Here is an 18,155-nt window from a genome sequence, read left to right as displayed (position 1 = left end):
ATTTTCATCACGGGTTTGTTAAGTAATTATAACAAAAAGCCATGCACAATGCTTCGATCTGCATTGTGGCATGGCATTGTTATTTTAAACCCTAAACCATTACTCACACACAAGAATTTGTCTAGAGAAGTTTCCTTTTTTGGCGAGGCAGCGGTCGGTTATGGTAAGTCCCGCATCTGTGATCATGGAATCTATGGTGTCAATCGTGATGACAATGACTCGATTTGCAATACGGCGGGCGTGCTGGACGATTGATAATTGTTCCTCGGATGAGATATTGGAGTACAAGTTGTACGGCATGTCGATAATGGCAGCATCGTAGAGCTCTGTAACATTAGCTATTGCACCAAGTTCGACTTGAATATCGTATCCGAAGTGTTCTAGATTCTCTTGCGCACCACGAACAATATACGGATTCATATCTCTACCGACGATGTTAATGCCCATGGATAGAGCTTCAATCAGCACCGTTCCAATTCCACAACAGGGATCAATCACCTTCTGATTCATAGGTTGCGGTACTGCAATATTGACTGCAGCTCTAGCTAGACGTGTGGGGAGTGCAATGGAATAGCTCCTAGGCTTCTGCATGTGATGGAACCAATGGGCAGTACCTTTCATATAGTTTCCAAAGTACCATCTGTCATCAATAACTGTGATTCCATACTGACGATCGGGATTCTTGTAATCTGGTTCTCCTTCGATCTGCATCCCGATGTCTCGTTCAATTGATTGTCTCTCATGTAGCGGGACTTTCTTAGATGGGGGGAGATCCTGATTCGGAATATAGATTAATTGGAAGGTCTGATCAAGCAATTCGATTTGTTCAACCTGCTCTAGAATTGATGCTAGGGAGTCTCCTTCATATAGAACTTCAATTCGTTCTTTGAGAAATGGACTGCGGCTTGGGTCAACGCCAATTGTGCTTTTAATCATCTTGGAATGAGTTGTTACCCCTAATAAAGAACGAAACTCTAAATCACATAAATCAATTTCATCTTTTGTGCATGCATAGGTATATATATACGACGGTTCTTGTTTGTTATCCAATTAAGTTTCATCCTTTGTTGGTCTGAAATGTAGGGTCGATTCATGAAACTTTTCTAAGACTGCTCCCACAATAACCGAATAGCCTCGCTTGTGTCGCCCAGACGTTTCATGGTTGCGTCGTACTCGGAGGAAGCGTATGCGAAGAATAGGGTATCTACCGCTAATAATTGAGCAAGTCGAGAGCTTGTTGCGCCGCTTCGGAACAAGGCTTCTGGAGCATGTGCAGTTGTTAACATGCATGTTGCGGCGGCACTTAGATCATTTTTACCGTAACGAGAAATGCCAACTGTCGTGAGTCCGAAGTCATTCGCGAGTCTTGTACAATGGACGACCTCCTTGGTCATACCACTGTATGAAACTCCGATGAAAACGGAATTTGGCTTGGCATTTGCGATATTTACGCTGAGCACGTGTAGATCTTGGAACGAGAAGGCTGTTTTTCCAAGTCGCATCCACTTTTGCGCAATATCATCAGCAACGACGGAAGAAGCACCGATTCCATACGTATAAATCGCAGGAGCTTGTCTGAGCGCAGCTACAATCTGTTCAATCGCTGCACTATCTAATGCAGCAGCCGTGTCTTGTAGGGCTTGTACACTGTTAGAGACTGTTTTCCTAATAATAGAAGACATTGTTTCACCAGCTTCAAAATCATAGTACGCAGGGAGCTCTGGTTTCGCAGTATCCAGTGAAAGTTGTATTTTTAATTGAGGAAAGCCTTCGACTTGAATGGAATTGCAAAAGCGGACTACGGAAGCACCGCTCGTCTTCGTTCGCTCAGCAAGTTCATGAATGCTAATACGGGTAACTTCTTCGGGGTGATCGAGTATATAACGAGCGATTTTCTGCTCAGATTGCGATAGTTTATCTAGAATTGATTGAATTCGAGTTAGAACGCTTCCCATCATAATAAAAAACCTCCTGAGGTCATCTCATCTACATGCAGAAAATAGGGCATCTGCATGGTCAAAGACCATCGATGCCCTATAAGATCTGTGTAATTATTCGTCTTTATTATGCTCCAAGAGAAGTGCTTTTGTAAAGCCGAAGAAGTATGTTAACAAGAAACCTGCGATATAGGAAGCGAAGATACCTGCTAGGTAACCAACAACCGAAGCGCCAATTCCAAGTGGTCCAGTTACTAGTGGTACAAGGACAAGACCGGATGGTCCAATCGCTAAGGAACCAATGAAATTACCTGCCATCGCATAGAGTCCAAGTACGATACCCCCGAATCCACCGCCTAGACAAGCTGTAATAAACGGACGACCAAGTGGAAGAGAAACCCCGTAAATAAGTGGTTCACCAATACCTAAGAATCCAACCGGGAGCACACCTTTAATGAGGCTGCGCATCCGTTTATTCTTGTTTAGTTTGAAGTAGATCGCGATTGCTGCACCGACTTGACCCGCGCCAGCCATAGCAAGAATCGGCAGTAATGCTGTGTAACCAACTTGAGTAATCAGCTCGGCATGAATCGGAATAAGTGCTTGGTGCAAACCGAACAATACAAGTGGTAAGAAGGAAGCGGCTAAGATGAAACCAGATACTGGACCACCATTAGCAAGTAGATAGGTTGTAAGTTCTCCAATTCCACCAGAGATAAATCCTGCTAGTGGCATGAATACGAAAATCGTAACAAGACCGGATACCAATAAAGCAATTGTTGGTGTAATGATAATGTCTAGGGAAGCTGGCATACGTTTACGAACCCATTTTTCCACATAACAGATTAAGATGGCTGCAAAGATCGCACCGATAATACCACCTTGACCTGGGTTTAGCTTAATTTGTCCAAGAATGGGATACGTGTAGGAAATGGTCGCTACACTTGGTGCAATGATAATCGCGGATACAGCGCCGCCAAGTGCAGGTGTTCCACCGAATTCTTTAGCCGCATTCACACCTGCGAAGACCGTTAGATACATGAAGAAAGCGGAACCAATTACGCTAATAATCGGATGCAGGGTTACAAGCCATTCCGGATTGTAACCCGTTGTCATCAAATTTTTCAGGAGTCCAGCAATACCATTGATTAATCCAGCACCAACGAGTGCAGGGATCATTGGAATGAAGATGTTTCCGATTTTACGAAGGAAATTCTTGAACGGTGTATTGTTCTTCTTCTTCAGTTCTGCTTTGATATCTTGACCGGCTGGCGCTGCCTGTGCAGCTTGTGGTGTTGCTTCAGCACCTGCACCAGATTCAATAATGTCTGCAAGCTCATCGGTTACTTTCTTAACTACCCCTGGCCCTAGAATGATTTGATAGGTTTCGTCATCTACCAGCCCAAGAACACCTTTAAGGCTTTTAAGTTTCGGAACATCAATTAACCCTTGGTCAATTAAGTTCAAACGTAAACGAGTCATGCAATTTGTAAAGTTTTTGATATTAGAAGCGCCACCAACTGCGATTAGAATGTCTTGGGCTAGTGCACGATGTTGATTCATGTTGTTTTCCCCCAGTTGTTTAACATTGTAGTTTATTGAACTGCTTTACGTACAAAGCCATGAGCTTTCTCTAATTTCTCAATTGTTTCTTCGTAAGAACTTCCAGTTAAGATCATCACGATCGCAACCTTAGGTGTGTTGTCAGCAAGTGCTAGGTAATGTTCTGCTGTCTCATAGTCACAAGAAGTCGCTTCCATAATGATGAGCTTGGATCGTTCAACTAGCTTCTCATTCGTAAGCTGAACATCGACCATTAGATTGCCGTATACTTTGCCGACTTGAATCATAGCTGCTGTCGATAGCATGTTACACACAAGTTTCTGTGAAGTACCGGATTTCAATCGAGTGGAACCTGTTAGTACTTCAGGTCCGTTAACGATTTCAATCGAAATTTGTGCAGCTTTGCCGACTAGAGAACCTTTATTACAGCTAAGTGCAACTGTGCTTGCCCCGATACTGTTCGCATATTCAAGAGCTGCAATTACGTAAGGTGTACGACCGCTAGCAGCAATGCCGACTAATGTATCTTTATCCGTAAGTTGAATCGCTTTCACATCTTCTATGCCTAATTCGCGGCTATCTTCAGCACCCTCAACTGCTTTAATGAATGCTTTGTCTCCGCCAGCGATAAGTCCAACAACTTGCTCTGGTGCTGTCCCGAATGTAGGAGGGCATTCAACTGCATCTAGAAGTCCAATACGACCGCTTGTTCCTGCACCAATATATATTAATCGTCCTTCTTGACGTAAAGAATTTGCAATTGCCGTAACCGCTTTCGCGATGTTCGGAATTTGTTTACGTACTGCATGTGCAACTTGCTCATCTTCCTCATTCATGACGGTTAAGAATTGTTCAACCGACATTTCATCCAAATTCATTGTACGTTCATTACGAGCTTCAGTAGTTAAGTGTTGTATCATGATGTTCGCTCCTCTTGGTGTGTGTTGTAAACGTTTTATCGAGTTCATTGTATTAGATCCGAAATAAAATTTCAAGTTGTTAATATAAAATGGAAATATTATTACGAAAAACCATCACGATACAACTTATGAATTTCATACAAAAAAACCCTTCGGGTAGCAACATTTGAAGTTCATCTCGTTGATGTCTTCATTACGTTGTCCATCGGAAGGGGGGATTACCACAAAATTAATTACTTCTTAGGCTCGCTCTTTGTGCTGTAGCGCTTTTCCCACTCAGCAAGGATACTGTCGCGGTTCTTAGCAGCTTCGTTTAGATCGTATTTGATGAGCTGTTTAAGCGGGTCTTTGGAGTAGCCTTCTGGAATTGTGTTGGAATCGGATTTAATCGATAGAATTGCATAATTCTTGTTGTATTCTTTCATCGGCTCAGGGGAGATTGCCCAGTCTAAGAATTCTTTCGCTTCAGGTTTAATCTCTTTCTTCTTCACAAGCGCGTTCGCTTCAACGTCCCAGCCAGCACCTTCGGAAGGGAAGATGACCTCAACTGGAGCGCCTTTCTTTTTCTCTTGAATGCCACGGTAACCGAAGGAAATACCGATTGCCGCTTCACCAGCTGCAGCCATTTTCGCAGGCTTAGAGCCAGAGTGTACATATTGGAAAATGTTCTCGTGAAGCTTGTCCATGTACTGCCAAGCTTTATCTTTGCCGAACAATTGAATCCAGCCCGATACATCTAGGAATCCTGTACCGGATGACGATGGATTCGGCATAACGATCAAGCCTTTATATTCTGGCTTTAACAAGTCGTCGAATGATTTAGGAAGCGGAAGTTTCTTCTTATCTAACTCTGCTTTATTGGCAATAATCGCTGTTTCCCAAGCATCAATGCCTACCCAGTGAGTTGGGTTTTTCGTGTCTTTAAATTCTGGCGAAACTTTCTCTACCCCTTTAGGAGAGTAACCCTCAAGCATTTGTTTCTGATCCAAGACAAGTAGACTTGTAGCTGCAAGACCCCATACAACGTCAGCAACCGGATTTTCTTTTTCCGCAAGAAGCTTAGCCGTTACGATCCCTGTGGAATCACGTGTAATATTGATCTTCATATCTGGATGCGCCTTCTTGTAAGACTCGAGGTACGTTTTAATCTGATCGTCTTCAAGTGCTGTATACACGTTCAATTCATTGTTTTTCTTTGGAGCGGGTGTCGGTGTCGCTGCGGCATTCTCAGACGGCTTCGTTGTAGCTGTTTCTTGTGGAGTCGTTGTCTTGCCACATCCTGCAAGCAAAGAAATGGACATAACAGCAGTTAGCATGACGGTTAAGCTCTTTTTCATGTGTTTTTCGTCCCCTTATCTAGGAAAAGTTGTCAGCCGGTTGGGCTACTTTTACTCTACGGGCGATTTGTCAAAGCCAGATTAAATCGTTGTTAAGAAATTGTGAGGATAAACCCATATTTCCCCAGAAAGAGCGATTAAGGCACACACAATCTTAATACGTATTTGATTTTCTTTTTACAAAACATCGCTATGTTAATGGGGTAAGAGAAACTTATCTACTTCAAGTAGAAGATGTGAAGCTAGGGGGACTTGCAAGCAATGAATGCGGAGATGCGATCGAATATTTTGGCTCATGTACCCGTTCAAGAGTTAGCAGTATGGCGTACATCCATAGAAAAGATTGGAGAGATAGAAGTCATTCATGAGCCGGCAATGGGGCTTGTGATGATGAAAGCACAGGAGTCTGCGGAGAACGTACAGTTCTATGTGGGAGAAGTGCTGATTACGGATTGTACAGTAAGTGTTGATGGTGATCTGGGCTATGCAGCAAGGATGGGCAATGAGCCAGAGGCTGTATATGTGCTTGCGGTAGTGGACGCGATTAGTTGTAAGCAGGATGCGAAATGGACAGGATGGCTTACGGAGTTCGATTCATGGTTATTGGAAAAAGAAGCGGAGCAACGTCAGGATCGACTCTTTGCTCATAAGCTAACGAAACGCACGCTTGTCGATTTTGATGTCATGGATACGGACTAGGGAGGTCAGGAGAAATACATGAGCCTATCATTAGAAAAAATACACCTAACACAGCAGATTTATCGTCTGCTTCTGGATAGCATGGCAAGACCGGGCAAACTTGTTAAATTGCCGATTGAGCACGAAATTCTGGCTAAGCTGGATTCTCCTGCACTTGTTGGAATCGGTCTGACGCTGCTGGATCAAGAAATTCATTTTCACGTGGAGTCTGGAACTCAAGATAAAGGCAATCAACTTGCAAAGTTGCTTCAACTACATACATTATCTAGGCCAAAGCCGCTCGTAGAGAGTGATTATGTATTTGTGCAAATTGGTGCAGAAATCGATATTCCGAGCTTGCAGAGAGGTTCCTTCGAATACCCGGATGAAAGTACAACTGTTATCTATGAAGTGAAACAGATGAGCAAGGTAATGGAAGAAGGGCATGAGAGTGGAGAATGGATTCGTCTCCAGCTTACAGGACCTGGAATTAAAGAACAGCACGAAGTGTTCATATGCGGGTTTACAAATACATTGTTAGAAGAGTGGACGGCTTGTAATCAAGAGTTTCCACTTGGAGTGGATTGGATGTTAGTCGATGAAGTAGGAAATTTGTGCGGTGTACCTCGTACGACGAAGTTGCATTGGGAGGTGCTCTAAATGGCATATGTCGCTGTAAAAGGTGGACGAGGTGCGATCGAGCAAGCTGAGCAGCTGCTTCGTTACTATCGAACGAAAGATCGAACAACACCGCTTGAGGTTGATCAGATTCTTGCAGGGCTTAGACTTGCAGTAGATAAAGTGATGGGTGAAGGGTCCCTTTATGCGCCAGACCTAGCGGCGCTTGCAATTAAACAAGCCGAAGGGGATACGGTAGAAGCGTCCTTCTTGCTTCGGGCTTTGCGCTCGACTTTACCTCGAAATCTGTATTCCGAGGCGATTGATACATCTGAGATGGAGGTTGTGCGCCGTATTTCGGCGACTTTTAAGGAAGTACCAGGAGGACAATACTTAGGTCCGACACGTGATTACAGTAAGCGATTGCTGCAGTTGGAGCTAGCGGATGAGAATGAAGAAGACATTCAAGCTTTTATAGATACTTACTTGGATGATGCGAGGCTACATGTTGAGAGTAATGAAGAAGTACCTGCATTCCCAAGGGTCATTCAATTACTTCAAGAAGATGGACTCATTGCGAATACTCAAGCAAATCATGGGGTAACTGGCGAGTCGATTCCGGACATTACGCGAGATGCGATTACATTCCCAGCATCAAGGGCGGTTAGACTGCAGACGATGGCTCGTGGAGAGACAGGTGCGCTACTTGCCTTCGCATATTCTTCTGCACGTGGTTATGGGGATGTACATCCGACAATTGGAGAACTGCGTGTAGGTTATGTACCCGTTCGAATTCCACATCCGATCTATCCGGAGCGTAAGCTCACGATTGGTCGTGTGCTCGTAACAGAAGCTGAGATTGTTGTGCGTATGCATGCGGATGAAGAAGACAGTGCGAAGTTCGCAATCGGCTATGGACTGTGCTTTGGGCACAACGAAGACAAAGCGATATCAATGGGGATCTTAGATCGGACGATGAAAAGCGAAGGTGCGCAGTCTCCCGCTGAGAATGAGGAATTCGTGTTGTATCACATTGATGGAATTGAATCGTCTGGATTTATCTCGCACTTTAAGCTACCGCATTACGTCGATTTCCAAGCCGAATTGCAGCGTGTTCGCTCGATGACGAAAGAGGAGGCGCTTCAACCATGAACGGCTACAACTACGCATTTTTAGATGAAAATACGAAGAAAGAACTTCGTCGCAAAACGCTTAAAGCGATTGCGCTTCCCGGCTATCAAGTTCCGTTCGGCTCTCGGGAAATGCCAATTGCTAGAGGTTGGGGGACAGGCGGATTGCAGCTTTCTCTATCGCTTCTAGGTCCCGAGGATACGGTGAAAGTTATTGACCAAGGTGCGGATGATAGTGTGAATGCATGTAACTTACGTGATCTGATCTCGCGTACATGTGAAGTTGCAACAACGACCGACACGCTGGAAGCGTCCGTTATTCAGACACGACATCGAATTCCAGAGGAGAAGATGAGTGACGAGCAAATTCTCGTGTTCCAAGTGCCATCTCCTGAAATTTTAAGAACAGTTGAACCAAGTGAACAAGAAACAAGACGCATGCATGCACAGCGCGATTACAGCAGGTTATGGGTGCATTTATATGAAGATATCGTCAAATGGGGAGAAATTCGTATTTCCTACGATTATCCCGTTACGGTGAATGGGCACTACATCTGTGATCCATCCCCGATTCCAAGATTTGACGTACCGAAGTTGCATCAAGCCGATACACTCTTCTTGTTTGGTGCGGGTCGAGAGAAACGAATCTATGCAATCCCGCCGCATACCGATGTAATTCCACTCCAATTTGCCGATTATGACTTTGAAGTGGAGACTTTCAAGCAGCCTTGTGCCAAGTGCGGTAGTACACATACGTACATGGAAGAATCTTTTGATCAGCAGACGGGTGTGAAAAATTACTATTGCTCCGATACGAGTTATTGCGAGAAGAAACAACGCCAGCAACTTGGCGATCACGTGCAGATTGGGGCTAGATGGCATGAATGTTAACTCAAGTCATAATGAAGATATGCTGACGATCCGTGGGTTAAGTAAGCTGTATGGGAAGGGCTGCCCCGATTGTATTACGTTAACAGGTCCGGAATATGGGCGAAACATTTGTCCAAGATGCGGAACGATCGTAGCTTGTGCGGATATTGATCTTGAAGTGTATCCAGGTGAAGTGTTAGGGATTGTTGGTGAGAGCGGATCGGGTAAAAGTACACTTGTGAAGACACTCTACTTTGATGAGTTGCCAACAACAGGTGAGTTCTACTTGCAGCCATATGAACAAGGTCAGACGAATTTATATGGATTAAGTGCGCAGCAGAAGCGTTATGTTCGAAATCACTTAATGGGTATGGTGTATCAGAATCCACATCTTGGACTGCGACTGGACAATACAAGTGGCGGTAACATTGCGGAGAAACTCTTAATGGCAGATTGGAATCATGTGGGCAACATTCGTAAACGTGCCAAGGAACTGCTTACCCAGACTCAAATTCCGATTGAGCGGATGGATGAACAACCTCGTAATTTTAGCGGAGGAATGCAGCAGCGCGTTCAGATATCCAAAGCACTCGCGAATAATCCACCTGTCTTGCTACTTGATGAGGTTACAACTGGACTTGATGTATCGGTGCAAGCGAGAGTACTTGATCTAATTCGGCAAATTCAACGTGAACTCGGGATTTCCATGATTGTGGTGTCACATGATTTCTCCGTTATTCGAATGCTTACGAACCGTACGATGGTGATGAAGAATGGACGAATTGTAGAGAAGGGGTTAACGGATCAGATTATTGAAGACCCTCAGCATGAATATACGCAGTTATTGATCCACTCACTAATCTAGCTATTAAGCCTTTATATCCTTACAACTTCTATCAAGGAGGACGCACATGAATCCCCTATTGCATATCCATAACCTGCACAAGACATTTCACATGCATCATTTTGCCGGCAAACAAATCGTTGGTTGCAGTGGCATTCATCTAGAGCTTGACCACGGACAGTTTATTGGTATTACAGGTAAAAGTGGTGCCGGTAAATCGACAATCTTGAAGTGTATCTATCGGACGTACATTCCGACACAAGGTCATATTTGGTACGATTCGGATTCGTTCGGAATTATTGATCTTGCCCAGGCAACAGATCGACAGATGATCGAAATTCGGCAGAAGGATATCGGTTACGTCTCGCAATTTTTAAAAATATTACCACGTGTCACGGCACTAGACACCGTTGTTGAGGTGTTGGTGGAAGCAGGAGTTAGCGTAAATGAGGCTCGTGCAGAGGCGAAGTCGATCTTGAAACATTTTCAATTAAGCGAATCGTTGTGGGATGCTTACCCGAATACATTCAGTGGCGGAGAGAAACTACGCCTTAACCTGGCTCGTGCGATGGTGAAGCGACCAAAGTTTCTATTGCTAGACGAGCCAACTGCTTCATTAGACAATGCATCCAAAGCATCGGTCAGAGACATGATTCTGGATTTAAAAAGACAAGGTACGAGCATGATCGGGATATTTCATGATCTGGATTTTATGGAGACGGTTGTGGATCAAGAGTTTAATATGAAGAATGGTTTGCTGCATGGAGGGGTAAAAGCATGAGTCAATCTGGGAAGCGGATCATCATTACGAATGCCAAGATTGTAACGCCGACGCAAGTCGTGGAAGGTACGCTATGGGTTGAAGATGGGGTTATCAAGAAAATTGAGCAGCAGTGCGAGAACGAATGGAATCATGATGAGCTACTTCGTTCTGGTTCAGATGATAACAGCGTTGGTAGTTGGGATGCGGATGCTAGTGTTATTGATGCGGAAGGCATGATTATCATGCCGGGCATGATCGAGACGCATAGTGATGCGATTGAACGGGAAATTTCCCCTCGTCCGAATTCCGTATTTCCCTTAGTTATGGCGATGCGAGAGCTAGAGAAGAAGATGGCAGCAGTTGGTATCACGACACTGTATCACTCGATTTGCTCCTCAGATGGAACACCGGTTCGCAATGATGAGATTGTAGCCAGCATTATTGATTATGCGGCAGCGAAGCGTCATGAAGCGTCGATGATCCGTCACCGCATACACTTACGCTATGAAATTACGAATACATCGGGTTTAGACATGGTTGAGCGGATGCTACATGAAGGCAAGATTGATCTATTGTCGCTCATGGATCATACACCAGGGCAAGGGCAGTATCGAGATGTAGAGGTGTATCGCCATTACTTGATGAAGTCCGAGCATTTAACCGTAGAAGAGACGGATCAAATTTTTGCACAATTGGCGACATTTAAAGAAAAGGTCGATTGGGATCATATTCGGAAAGTGGTGCAGCTCGCTCAGAGCAAAGGGATTCAAGTTGCTTCCCATGATGATGATACAGAGGCGAAGATTGACTTCATCCATGCGCTCGGCATCGGAATTAGCGAGTTTCCAGTGACACTTGAAGCTGCGCATTATGCAAAGCAGAGAGATATGTACGTGACAGTTGGTGCGCCTAACGTCGTTCGTGGTGGATCACATAATAAGAATCTGAGTGCAATGGAAGCTATTCAAGAGGGATGTGTCGATATATTATGTTCGGACTATCATCCACCATCACTACTGCCATCTGTATTTATGATTCATCAAAGTGGAATGAGTTTACCCGAAGCTATGCGTATGGTGACACTCCATCCAGCAGCGGCGCTAGGTATTGAAAGTCAAGTAGGCTCCATTGAAGTCGGTAAAGTGGCAGACTTACTATTTGTCCAAGAAGAGCAGGGTTATCCGCTTGTACGTCGTACGATGATCGCAGGAACATTCGTTTATCAATCGAGTTATCTCGAAGGAATTGGAGAGCCGGCACATGATCGACTTGCATTGTCATACTAAGATTTCGGATAATAACTTATCCATGCTGGAAGTCATAACACTTGCGAAACATAATGGGGTGGAGCATCTTTCTATCACAGACCATGACACGACAATTGGACTTCTTGAAGCGATGAAGATTGGCGAGCAAGTAGGCGTAAACATCATTCCCGGGATTGAAATATCGGCTTATGACTATAAGAATGGTCGCCGCGCACATATACTCGGGTTCCATGTCACACCAGGACATCCCGCAATAAGTGAATTATGCCAGCCTATGATCGTAAAGCGTCATGAAGCGTCAGAGCAAATGACGAACATGATTATCAATGAGGGTTACAACATTACTTGGGAGCGGGTGCTCGAAATTAGCCATGGTGGAACTGGAGTCTACAAGCAGCACATTATGCATGCCTTGATAGAGCAGAATTACACGGAGTCGATCTATGGAGATCTGTACAAAACACTCTTCTCGCGCGGTGAACGGGGAGCTGCGAAGGGGATCGCTCACATCCCACTAGAATATGTAGACGTCTATGATGCAATTGAGGCAATTCTAGAGGCAGGTGGTGTGCCGGTTATCGCACATGCCGCACAATTCAACAATTGGGATGCGATCCCCAGTATGGTTGCAGGTGGTCTGCAAGGCATCGAAGTTAGGCATCCTGACCATAATGATCAAGTGGAAGCGAAGGCGAGAGAGATTGCAGAAACGTATAAACTAGCTTTCACTGGGGGCTCCGATTTTCATGGAATGTATGGTGAACGTGGCGCTTGTGAGCTCGGTTCTAAGAATCCAGGCGTAGCAAGTCTGGAATCGCTCCAAGCGAAGCGAGGTTAGATTAATGTGAACCTAGTGAAACAGATCATCGTAATAACCTAGCGAAACAAACCATCGTAATGATCTGTTCAATGTCGCTAAGTATTCATTGTCTTACATGGATTTACCTTCATCTGTTTGCCCAATAGAACACCTTGTACATCATTTCAATATAGATCCACATATAAGCCACACCTTCCTGTAACAGCAGGATCGTGCGGCTTTTTCGATCTTTTACCTATTTTCAAAAAGAGACGATGAAAGTCCTTAGATTTGCACGGTTATCACTTCTTTCAACAAACCTTATACAAAAATTAACACCGCATATTTACAGCGTAACAGTGTTATGTTACAATAAAACCACTGAAGGAGGGATACGCATGACACAGGACCCGCAGGACCTAATCTCGAAAAAAGACCTACTTGAACTGACAGGTATCTCATACGGTCAATTGTATCGATGGAAACGTAAAAATTTAATACCTGAAGAGTGGTTTGTTCGTAAGTCAACCTTTACTGGACAAGAAACCTTCTTCCCAAGGCTCAAGATACTCGCACGTATCGACAAAATTAAGAATATGAAGGACGATTTATCGTTAGATGCGCTTGCTGATGTATTCTCCCCAGTGAAGGGTGATATTGCTCTAAATCGTTCTCAGCTCTTAGAACACAACATTGTTCTTCAATCCTCATTGGAACTTTACATTAAGAAGCAGAGCGGACCGATTGCTACATTTTCTTTTTCACAAATCTTGATTATCTATGTACTGGATTTTCTATTACAAACGGGTGAGATCAACTTAGAAGAGGGCGGTTTGTTAATTCAAACCCTTAGTGATCATCTCGATCAATTTAACGATAAACCTTGTGAGCTTATCCTCATTCGAAAAATGGGAGTATCTACGTTTATGCTCATCGGTAGCGCAAGTCAGTATTATTTTGACCGTAACGCGAAAGTTATCGATCGAATGAATTTGGCAGGCAGTATGGAAGAACTAAATTTGAAATTGAAACATGTGGAGGGATAATGCGATGAAGGATCGTTCACGCGATTTAATTATTAATGGTTCTGGCAGTTCAGGTGGGGGAGTTTTCAATAAAGTTAAGATAAGTGGAAGTGGGAAAGTTTCTGGGGATGTAGAATGTTTGGAGTTTCGATGCAGCGGTAGTGGAAGTGTTATTGGAAATGTGAAGACGGGCTACATGAACGTTAGCGGTTCAGGAGATGTTGATGGCAACTTGGTGGCAGAAGAACTCAAAGTAAGCGGATCTTTCCGTGTAGATGGAGATACTTTTGTTAAAGAAGCTAGTGTAAGCGGACATATGAAAGTGGATGGCAAGTTAACAGCGGAAGAAATGACTGTGAATGGTGCGCTTGAGGTCAAGGATGATTGTTCCGCAGAAGAATTTGTGGTGAAAGGTGGCTTCCGTATTAGTGGTCTACTTAACGCGGGTAAAGTCGATATCCAGTTGCATGGTGATGCTTTTGTGAAGGAAATCGGATGCGATCAGATTGAAGTTCGTCGTAATTTACTTGGTGGCATTAGTGTTCTTAAGATGATCAAGACACTCTTCCAATCGTTCCATAATGAATTACACGCTGATGTGATCGAAGGGGATGACATTGCACTCGAGTATACGAAAGCGAAAGTTGTTCGTGGTACGAATGTCATTATCGGTCCAGGTTGTAAAATTGATCTTGTTGAATACAAAGGTCGCTATGAACAACATGATGATGCTGAAGTTGAACTGAGTCGTATGGTATAATGGTTTGTCTGTTATAGAGATAGGAAGATAGGGAGAGAAGAAAGTGGCAACTAGAGAGCGCGGATTAGGATTTGTCGTTGCGGGCCTATTGATAGGCATATTTGTTGCAGCAATTGATAATACAATTGTAGCAACCGCAATGGGTACGATTGTAGGGGAACTCGGAGGACTTGATAAGTTCGTCTGGGTCACTTCGGCCTACATGGTTGCGGAGATGGCATCCATGCCAATCTTCGGTAAGTTATCGGATATGTATGGGCGTAAGCGCTTCTTCATGTTCGGGATTGTTATGTTCTTGATCGGCTCTGTATTATGCGGTATGGCTCAGAGTATTGAGCAATTAGCGGCATTTCGTGCGATCCAAGGGATTGGCGGCGGTGCATTAATGCCGATTGCGTTTACGATTATTTATGACGTGTTTCCAGTTGAGAAGCGGGGCAAGATGAGTGGATTATTCGGTGCAGTATTCGGACTTTCCAGTATATTTGGTCCACTGCTCGGCGCGTACATTACAGATTATTTAAGCTGGCATTGGGTGTTCTATATCAATGTACCGCTTGGTATCATTGCATTTGTGTTTATTGCGATGTTCTACAAAGAATCGAAGCAGCATGCCAAACAGAAGATCGATTGGTGGGGCGCTACGACACTTATCGGTGCGATCATCTGTCTGATGTTTGCACTTGAACTAGGTGGTCATAAATTCGCTTGGGATTCTGTACAGATTCTAGGGCTATTTGCAGCATTCGTGGTCATGTTCCTTGCATTTATTTGGATTGAGAAAAAGGCAGAAGAGCCGATTATCTCGTTCCCGATGTTCCGAAATCGGTTGTACGCAGGTAGCACACTTGTTGGCTTGTTCTATGGAGCGGGCTTCATCGTAGCCGCTGTGTATATTCCGATCTACATTCAGGGCGTAACGGGTGGTAGTGCAACGAATTCAGGCTTGCTCTTACTTCCAATGATGCTAGGAACAACGGTTTCCGCGCAGATCGGTGGTCTTTTATCGATGAGAATGAGCTATCGCAACATCATGTTCATTTTCACATTAATCTTCATTACAGGTATGGTCTTGCTTAGCACGATCACACCAGAAACATCAAGCCTAACGCTTACCCTATATATGATTGTATTAGGTTTAGGAACGGGTGCTTCATTCTCCGTACTTGGTATGTCAGCGATCCATCACTTTGACGTGGGTCAGCGAGGCGCAGCGAATGCAACGATTACGTTCATACGCTGTATCGGGATGACATTGGGAATCACGTTCTACGGCATCATTCAGCGTAATGCATTTACAGCGCAGATGACAGAATCATTCGCGGGTGGTGGCGGTGCTGGCATGGGGAACATGGTAGGAGATCCTCGTGAGATGCTAGATCCCGTGAAACGTGCAGAAATTCCTGAGTTTGTTCTAGACAAAATCACTGCTGCTCTTTCGAGCTCGATTGCACAAACCTTTATGTGGGCGATTATTCCTGCGACACTTACATTCGTGTTCGTATTCTGGATGAGTAAGGAACGAATGATTCCTAAGAAGAAGACAAGCTAAAAGGTATTTAAAATGATAAATAGCCGGTTATCCCTCCACATGATAGGAAGGGAGCCGGCTATTGTTATTTGTTTGAGGATGATTCACATGAATTAGGGACCATAGAAATATGTGCCGAGCAGCCAATACATAGGGAACATGAAGAAGGTAAGTACATTCAGGACCATACAGGCAACATCTTTAAACGAATAGGATTTAGAGAGCACAAACCCAGCACAGATAAAGCCAATAGGAGGTAGAAAGAAGGTGGCCAAAGTACCATATAAATCGAACGGACTCGTATAGAAGATAAACGCAAGATCAATCACAAACAACACAATCGCAAGTAGGGGGATTCCAATGCTAATTAAGCGCAGCTTTCTATAATTAGAGCTTAAAGTAGGCAATGATTTCACACCTTTCGTTATTGTGATTAGAGGAAAAGCTCTCATTTTTAAATATATCACAAAAAATTCCAAATAATTGCATGTGCAATAAAAATACCGTCCAACCATCCCATAACAGGAAGTTGACCGGTATTTACGGTAATCCGTCACTTAAAGCTTCGTAATCACTTGATCAATAATCCCATACTTAAGCGCTTCTTCAGCAGACATAAAGTAATCGCGGTCCATATCTTGATTCACTTTCTCAAGTGGTTGACCTGTACGCTCAGCCGTAATTTGGTTTAACCGCGATCGCGTATCCAAGATTCGCTTGGCACTAATCGCAATATCACTGGCTTGCCCACGTGCACCGCCATGTGGTTGGTGAATCATGACCTCACTGTTAGGGAGAGCGAATCGCTTGCCCTTTTCACCAGCAAGAAGGAGAATGGCTGCGAATGAAGCTGCAAGCCCTGTGCACATCGTATGCACAGGAGGTTTAATGTACTGCATCGTATCATAAATGGCAAAGCCAGCAGTCGTGGAGCCGCCCGGGCTGTTGATGTAGAGGAATATTTCTTTATCAGGATCCTCGGCTGCTAAGAATAGCAGTTGTGCAACAATACTATTGGCAACATTATCATCAATTTCAGAACCTAAGAACACAATCCGATCTTTTAACAAGCGAGAGTAAATATCGTAGGAGCGCTCCCCGCGACTGGATTGCTCAATAACATAAGGAATGACATTTGACATCTTCATGACCTCCATATCAGGTGAAATTTGTTATACATTCGGTAAACGAACAACTTCACGCAAAAGATACTGAGAACGAATTTATCTTGGTAAACATGTGGTCAAATATGGGAATAACGATGTATAATGAGGCACGCGTATCTTTCTGCAGCCGCCATTCGTTTACGTAATAAGGATCAATCTGATCATGTAAAGGAGAATGTGAAATGACTATTGTGGATTCGTATATGGAAAATAGTGAACAGTTAGAAACCGCGAATATCGATGAACTATATGCTGCTGTGAATCGATATTGCTTGTCGCTAACAGGCTCCAAATGGGATGCAGAAGACTTAGCCCAAGATGCGTGGCTTAAAGCGATTAATTCCTTAGCTTACAAAAATCATGAGAATATAGAAGCGCTATTAATGCGAATCGCGAAGAATGCTTGGATCGATCAAATGCGCCGTAAGTCCAAATTGGATCAAATCATGAGGCAAGAACAGGCTTATTTAGGCGGGGAAGGACCGCGGATTACGACAGATCCGATTGTGGCATGGATTGAAATTGAGCAAGCACTAAGCTCATTAATGAAGCATTTGTCACCGCTGCAGCGTGGCGTATTTTTCTTGCGTGATGTGTTTGGATATTCAAGTGCCGAAACTGCAAATCTACTTGGAACTACGGAGGGCGCAGTGAAGGCATCGCTTCATCGTGCAAGAAATGCACTCGATAAAGTCCGTATCGAACTCGAACGCGAAGATCAACTTGTGCCGGACAAAGAACGTACTCGTGCCATGCTCCAATCTCTTGCACATGCCTATCAAGCAGGGGACATCGTCAATTTGGTTGAATTGCTCCAAGTTGATGGCATGACACCAACGGTTGTCATCGGAATTGCTCAGAATCAGATTCGAAGCAAGAAAGCTCGCGAGCATAAGCATCATCGTACATCTATTCTTCATATGGCAGCTTAACGTCGCTAATAATC

19 protein-coding genes are annotated in these 18,155 nt (G+C 44.0%); 12 read left to right on the top strand and 7 right to left on the bottom strand.

Annotated features, from left to right (window positions below):
* Window positions 1–99: 99 nt before the first annotated feature.
* The 5 genes from NV379_RS00755 to NV379_RS00735 form a co-directional block, all read right to left on the bottom strand.
* On the bottom strand, window positions 100–1,050 hold the full coding sequence (locus tag NV379_RS00755) for a TRM11 family SAM-dependent methyltransferase (protein WP_258205349.1): 951 nt from the start codon (window positions 1,048–1,050) through the stop codon (window positions 100–102).
* Between the two features lie 53 nt (window positions 1,051–1,103).
* On the bottom strand, window positions 1,104–1,958 hold the full coding sequence (locus NV379_RS00750) for a MurR/RpiR family transcriptional regulator (protein ID WP_258205348.1): 855 nt from the start codon (window positions 1,956–1,958) through the stop codon (window positions 1,104–1,106).
* 93 nt (window positions 1,959–2,051) lie between these two features.
* Entirely contained in the window at window positions 2,052–3,500 is a 1,449-nt protein-coding gene (locus NV379_RS00745) for a PTS transporter subunit EIIC (protein ID WP_258205347.1), read from the bottom strand.
* Window positions 3,501–3,532: 32 nt separating this feature from the next.
* Entirely contained in the window at window positions 3,533–4,420 is an 888-nt protein-coding gene (gene murQ / locus NV379_RS00740; RefSeq protein ID WP_258205346.1) for an N-acetylmuramic acid 6-phosphate etherase, read from the bottom strand.
* A 233-nt stretch (window positions 4,421–4,653) separates the two neighbouring features.
* The gene (locus NV379_RS00735; RefSeq protein WP_258205345.1) at window positions 4,654–5,757 is read right to left on the bottom strand and encodes a putative 2-aminoethylphosphonate ABC transporter substrate-binding protein; all 1,104 of its coding nucleotides are present in this window, start codon (window positions 5,755–5,757) and stop codon (window positions 4,654–4,656) included.
* 261 nt (window positions 5,758–6,018) lie between these two features.
* Between NV379_RS00735 and NV379_RS00730 the strand changes: the two genes are divergently transcribed.
* The 11 genes from NV379_RS00730 to NV379_RS00680 all read left to right on the top strand — a co-directional run bounded on the left by NV379_RS00730 (window position 6,019) and on the right by NV379_RS00680 (window position 16,064).
* Complete coding sequence (locus tag NV379_RS00730) at window positions 6,019–6,456, top strand: phosphonate C-P lyase system protein PhnG (RefSeq protein WP_258205344.1); 438 nt, start codon at window positions 6,019–6,021, stop codon at window positions 6,454–6,456.
* Between the two features lie 18 nt (window positions 6,457–6,474).
* Entirely contained in the window at window positions 6,475–7,095 is a 621-nt protein-coding gene (phnH, locus tag NV379_RS00725; protein WP_258205343.1) for a phosphonate C-P lyase system protein PhnH, read from the top strand.
* Entirely contained in the window at window positions 7,096–8,205 is a 1,110-nt protein-coding gene (locus NV379_RS00720) for a carbon-phosphorus lyase complex subunit PhnI (protein ID WP_258205342.1), read from the top strand.
* Window positions 8,202–9,074 carry an alpha-D-ribose 1-methylphosphonate 5-phosphate C-P-lyase PhnJ gene (locus NV379_RS00715; RefSeq protein ID WP_258205341.1) on the top strand — a complete coding sequence of 291 codons (873 nt, stop codon included), beginning with the start codon at window positions 8,202–8,204 and terminating at the stop codon, window positions 9,072–9,074. Before NV379_RS00720 ends, NV379_RS00715 begins: the two co-directional genes overlap by 4 nt.
* Window positions 9,064–9,918 (top strand): ATP-binding cassette domain-containing protein, encoded by an 855-nt coding sequence (locus NV379_RS00710; protein WP_258205340.1) that lies wholly within the window; start codon window positions 9,064–9,066, stop codon window positions 9,916–9,918. The genes NV379_RS00715 and NV379_RS00710 overlap by 11 nt, the downstream gene beginning before the upstream one ends.
* Before the next feature lie 46 nt (window positions 9,919–9,964).
* Complete coding sequence (phnL, locus tag NV379_RS00705; protein ID WP_258205339.1) at window positions 9,965–10,678, top strand: phosphonate C-P lyase system protein PhnL; 714 nt, start codon at window positions 9,965–9,967, stop codon at window positions 10,676–10,678.
* Window positions 10,675–11,946 (top strand): phosphonate metabolism protein PhnM, encoded by a 1,272-nt coding sequence (gene phnM / locus NV379_RS00700; RefSeq protein WP_258205338.1) that lies wholly within the window; start codon window positions 10,675–10,677, stop codon window positions 11,944–11,946. Before phnL ends, phnM begins: the two co-directional genes overlap by 4 nt.
* A complete protein-coding gene (locus tag NV379_RS00695; protein WP_258205337.1) occupies window positions 11,921–12,766 on the top strand; it encodes a PHP domain-containing protein in 846 nt (281 codons plus the stop codon). The genes phnM and NV379_RS00695 overlap by 26 nt, the downstream gene beginning before the upstream one ends.
* A gap of 359 nt (window positions 12,767–13,125) precedes the next feature.
* The gene (locus tag NV379_RS00690) at window positions 13,126–13,773 is read left to right on the top strand and encodes a YhbD family protein (protein WP_258205336.1); all 648 of its coding nucleotides are present in this window, start codon (window positions 13,126–13,128) and stop codon (window positions 13,771–13,773) included.
* 4 nt (window positions 13,774–13,777) lie between these two features.
* Window positions 13,778–14,512: a head GIN domain-containing protein gene (locus NV379_RS00685; RefSeq protein ID WP_258205335.1), complete on the top strand. Its 735-nt coding sequence runs from the start codon at window positions 13,778–13,780 to the stop codon at window positions 14,510–14,512.
* Between the two features lie 43 nt (window positions 14,513–14,555).
* Window positions 14,556–16,064 carry an MDR family MFS transporter gene (locus NV379_RS00680; protein ID WP_258205334.1) on the top strand — a complete coding sequence of 503 codons (1,509 nt, stop codon included), beginning with the start codon at window positions 14,556–14,558 and terminating at the stop codon, window positions 16,062–16,064.
* Window positions 16,065–16,156: 92 nt separating this feature from the next.
* Here NV379_RS00680 and NV379_RS00675 read toward each other — a convergent pair whose 3' ends face one another.
* Window positions 16,157–16,450 (bottom strand): YnaG family membrane protein, encoded by a 294-nt coding sequence (locus tag NV379_RS00675; protein ID WP_258205333.1) that lies wholly within the window; start codon window positions 16,448–16,450, stop codon window positions 16,157–16,159.
* 150 nt (window positions 16,451–16,600) lie between these two features.
* The gene (gene clpP, locus NV379_RS00670) at window positions 16,601–17,185 is read right to left on the bottom strand and encodes an ATP-dependent Clp endopeptidase proteolytic subunit ClpP (protein ID WP_308860234.1); all 585 of its coding nucleotides are present in this window, start codon (window positions 17,183–17,185) and stop codon (window positions 16,601–16,603) included.
* 206 nt (window positions 17,186–17,391) lie between these two features.
* Here clpP and NV379_RS00665 point away from each other — a divergent pair, with 206 nt between their 5' ends.
* The gene (locus tag NV379_RS00665) at window positions 17,392–18,141 is read left to right on the top strand and encodes an RNA polymerase sigma factor (protein WP_258205331.1); all 750 of its coding nucleotides are present in this window, start codon (window positions 17,392–17,394) and stop codon (window positions 18,139–18,141) included.
* The last annotated feature ends 14 nt before the right edge of the window (window positions 18,142–18,155 follow it).

This window comes from Paenibacillus radicibacter (assembly GCF_024721995.1).
Classification (GTDB): domain Bacteria; phylum Bacillota; class Bacilli; order Paenibacillales; family NBRC-103111; genus Paenibacillus_AM; species Paenibacillus_AM radicibacter.
Note: the sequence above shows the minus strand (reverse complement) of the source record. Positions and strands in the feature narration are given on the sequence as shown.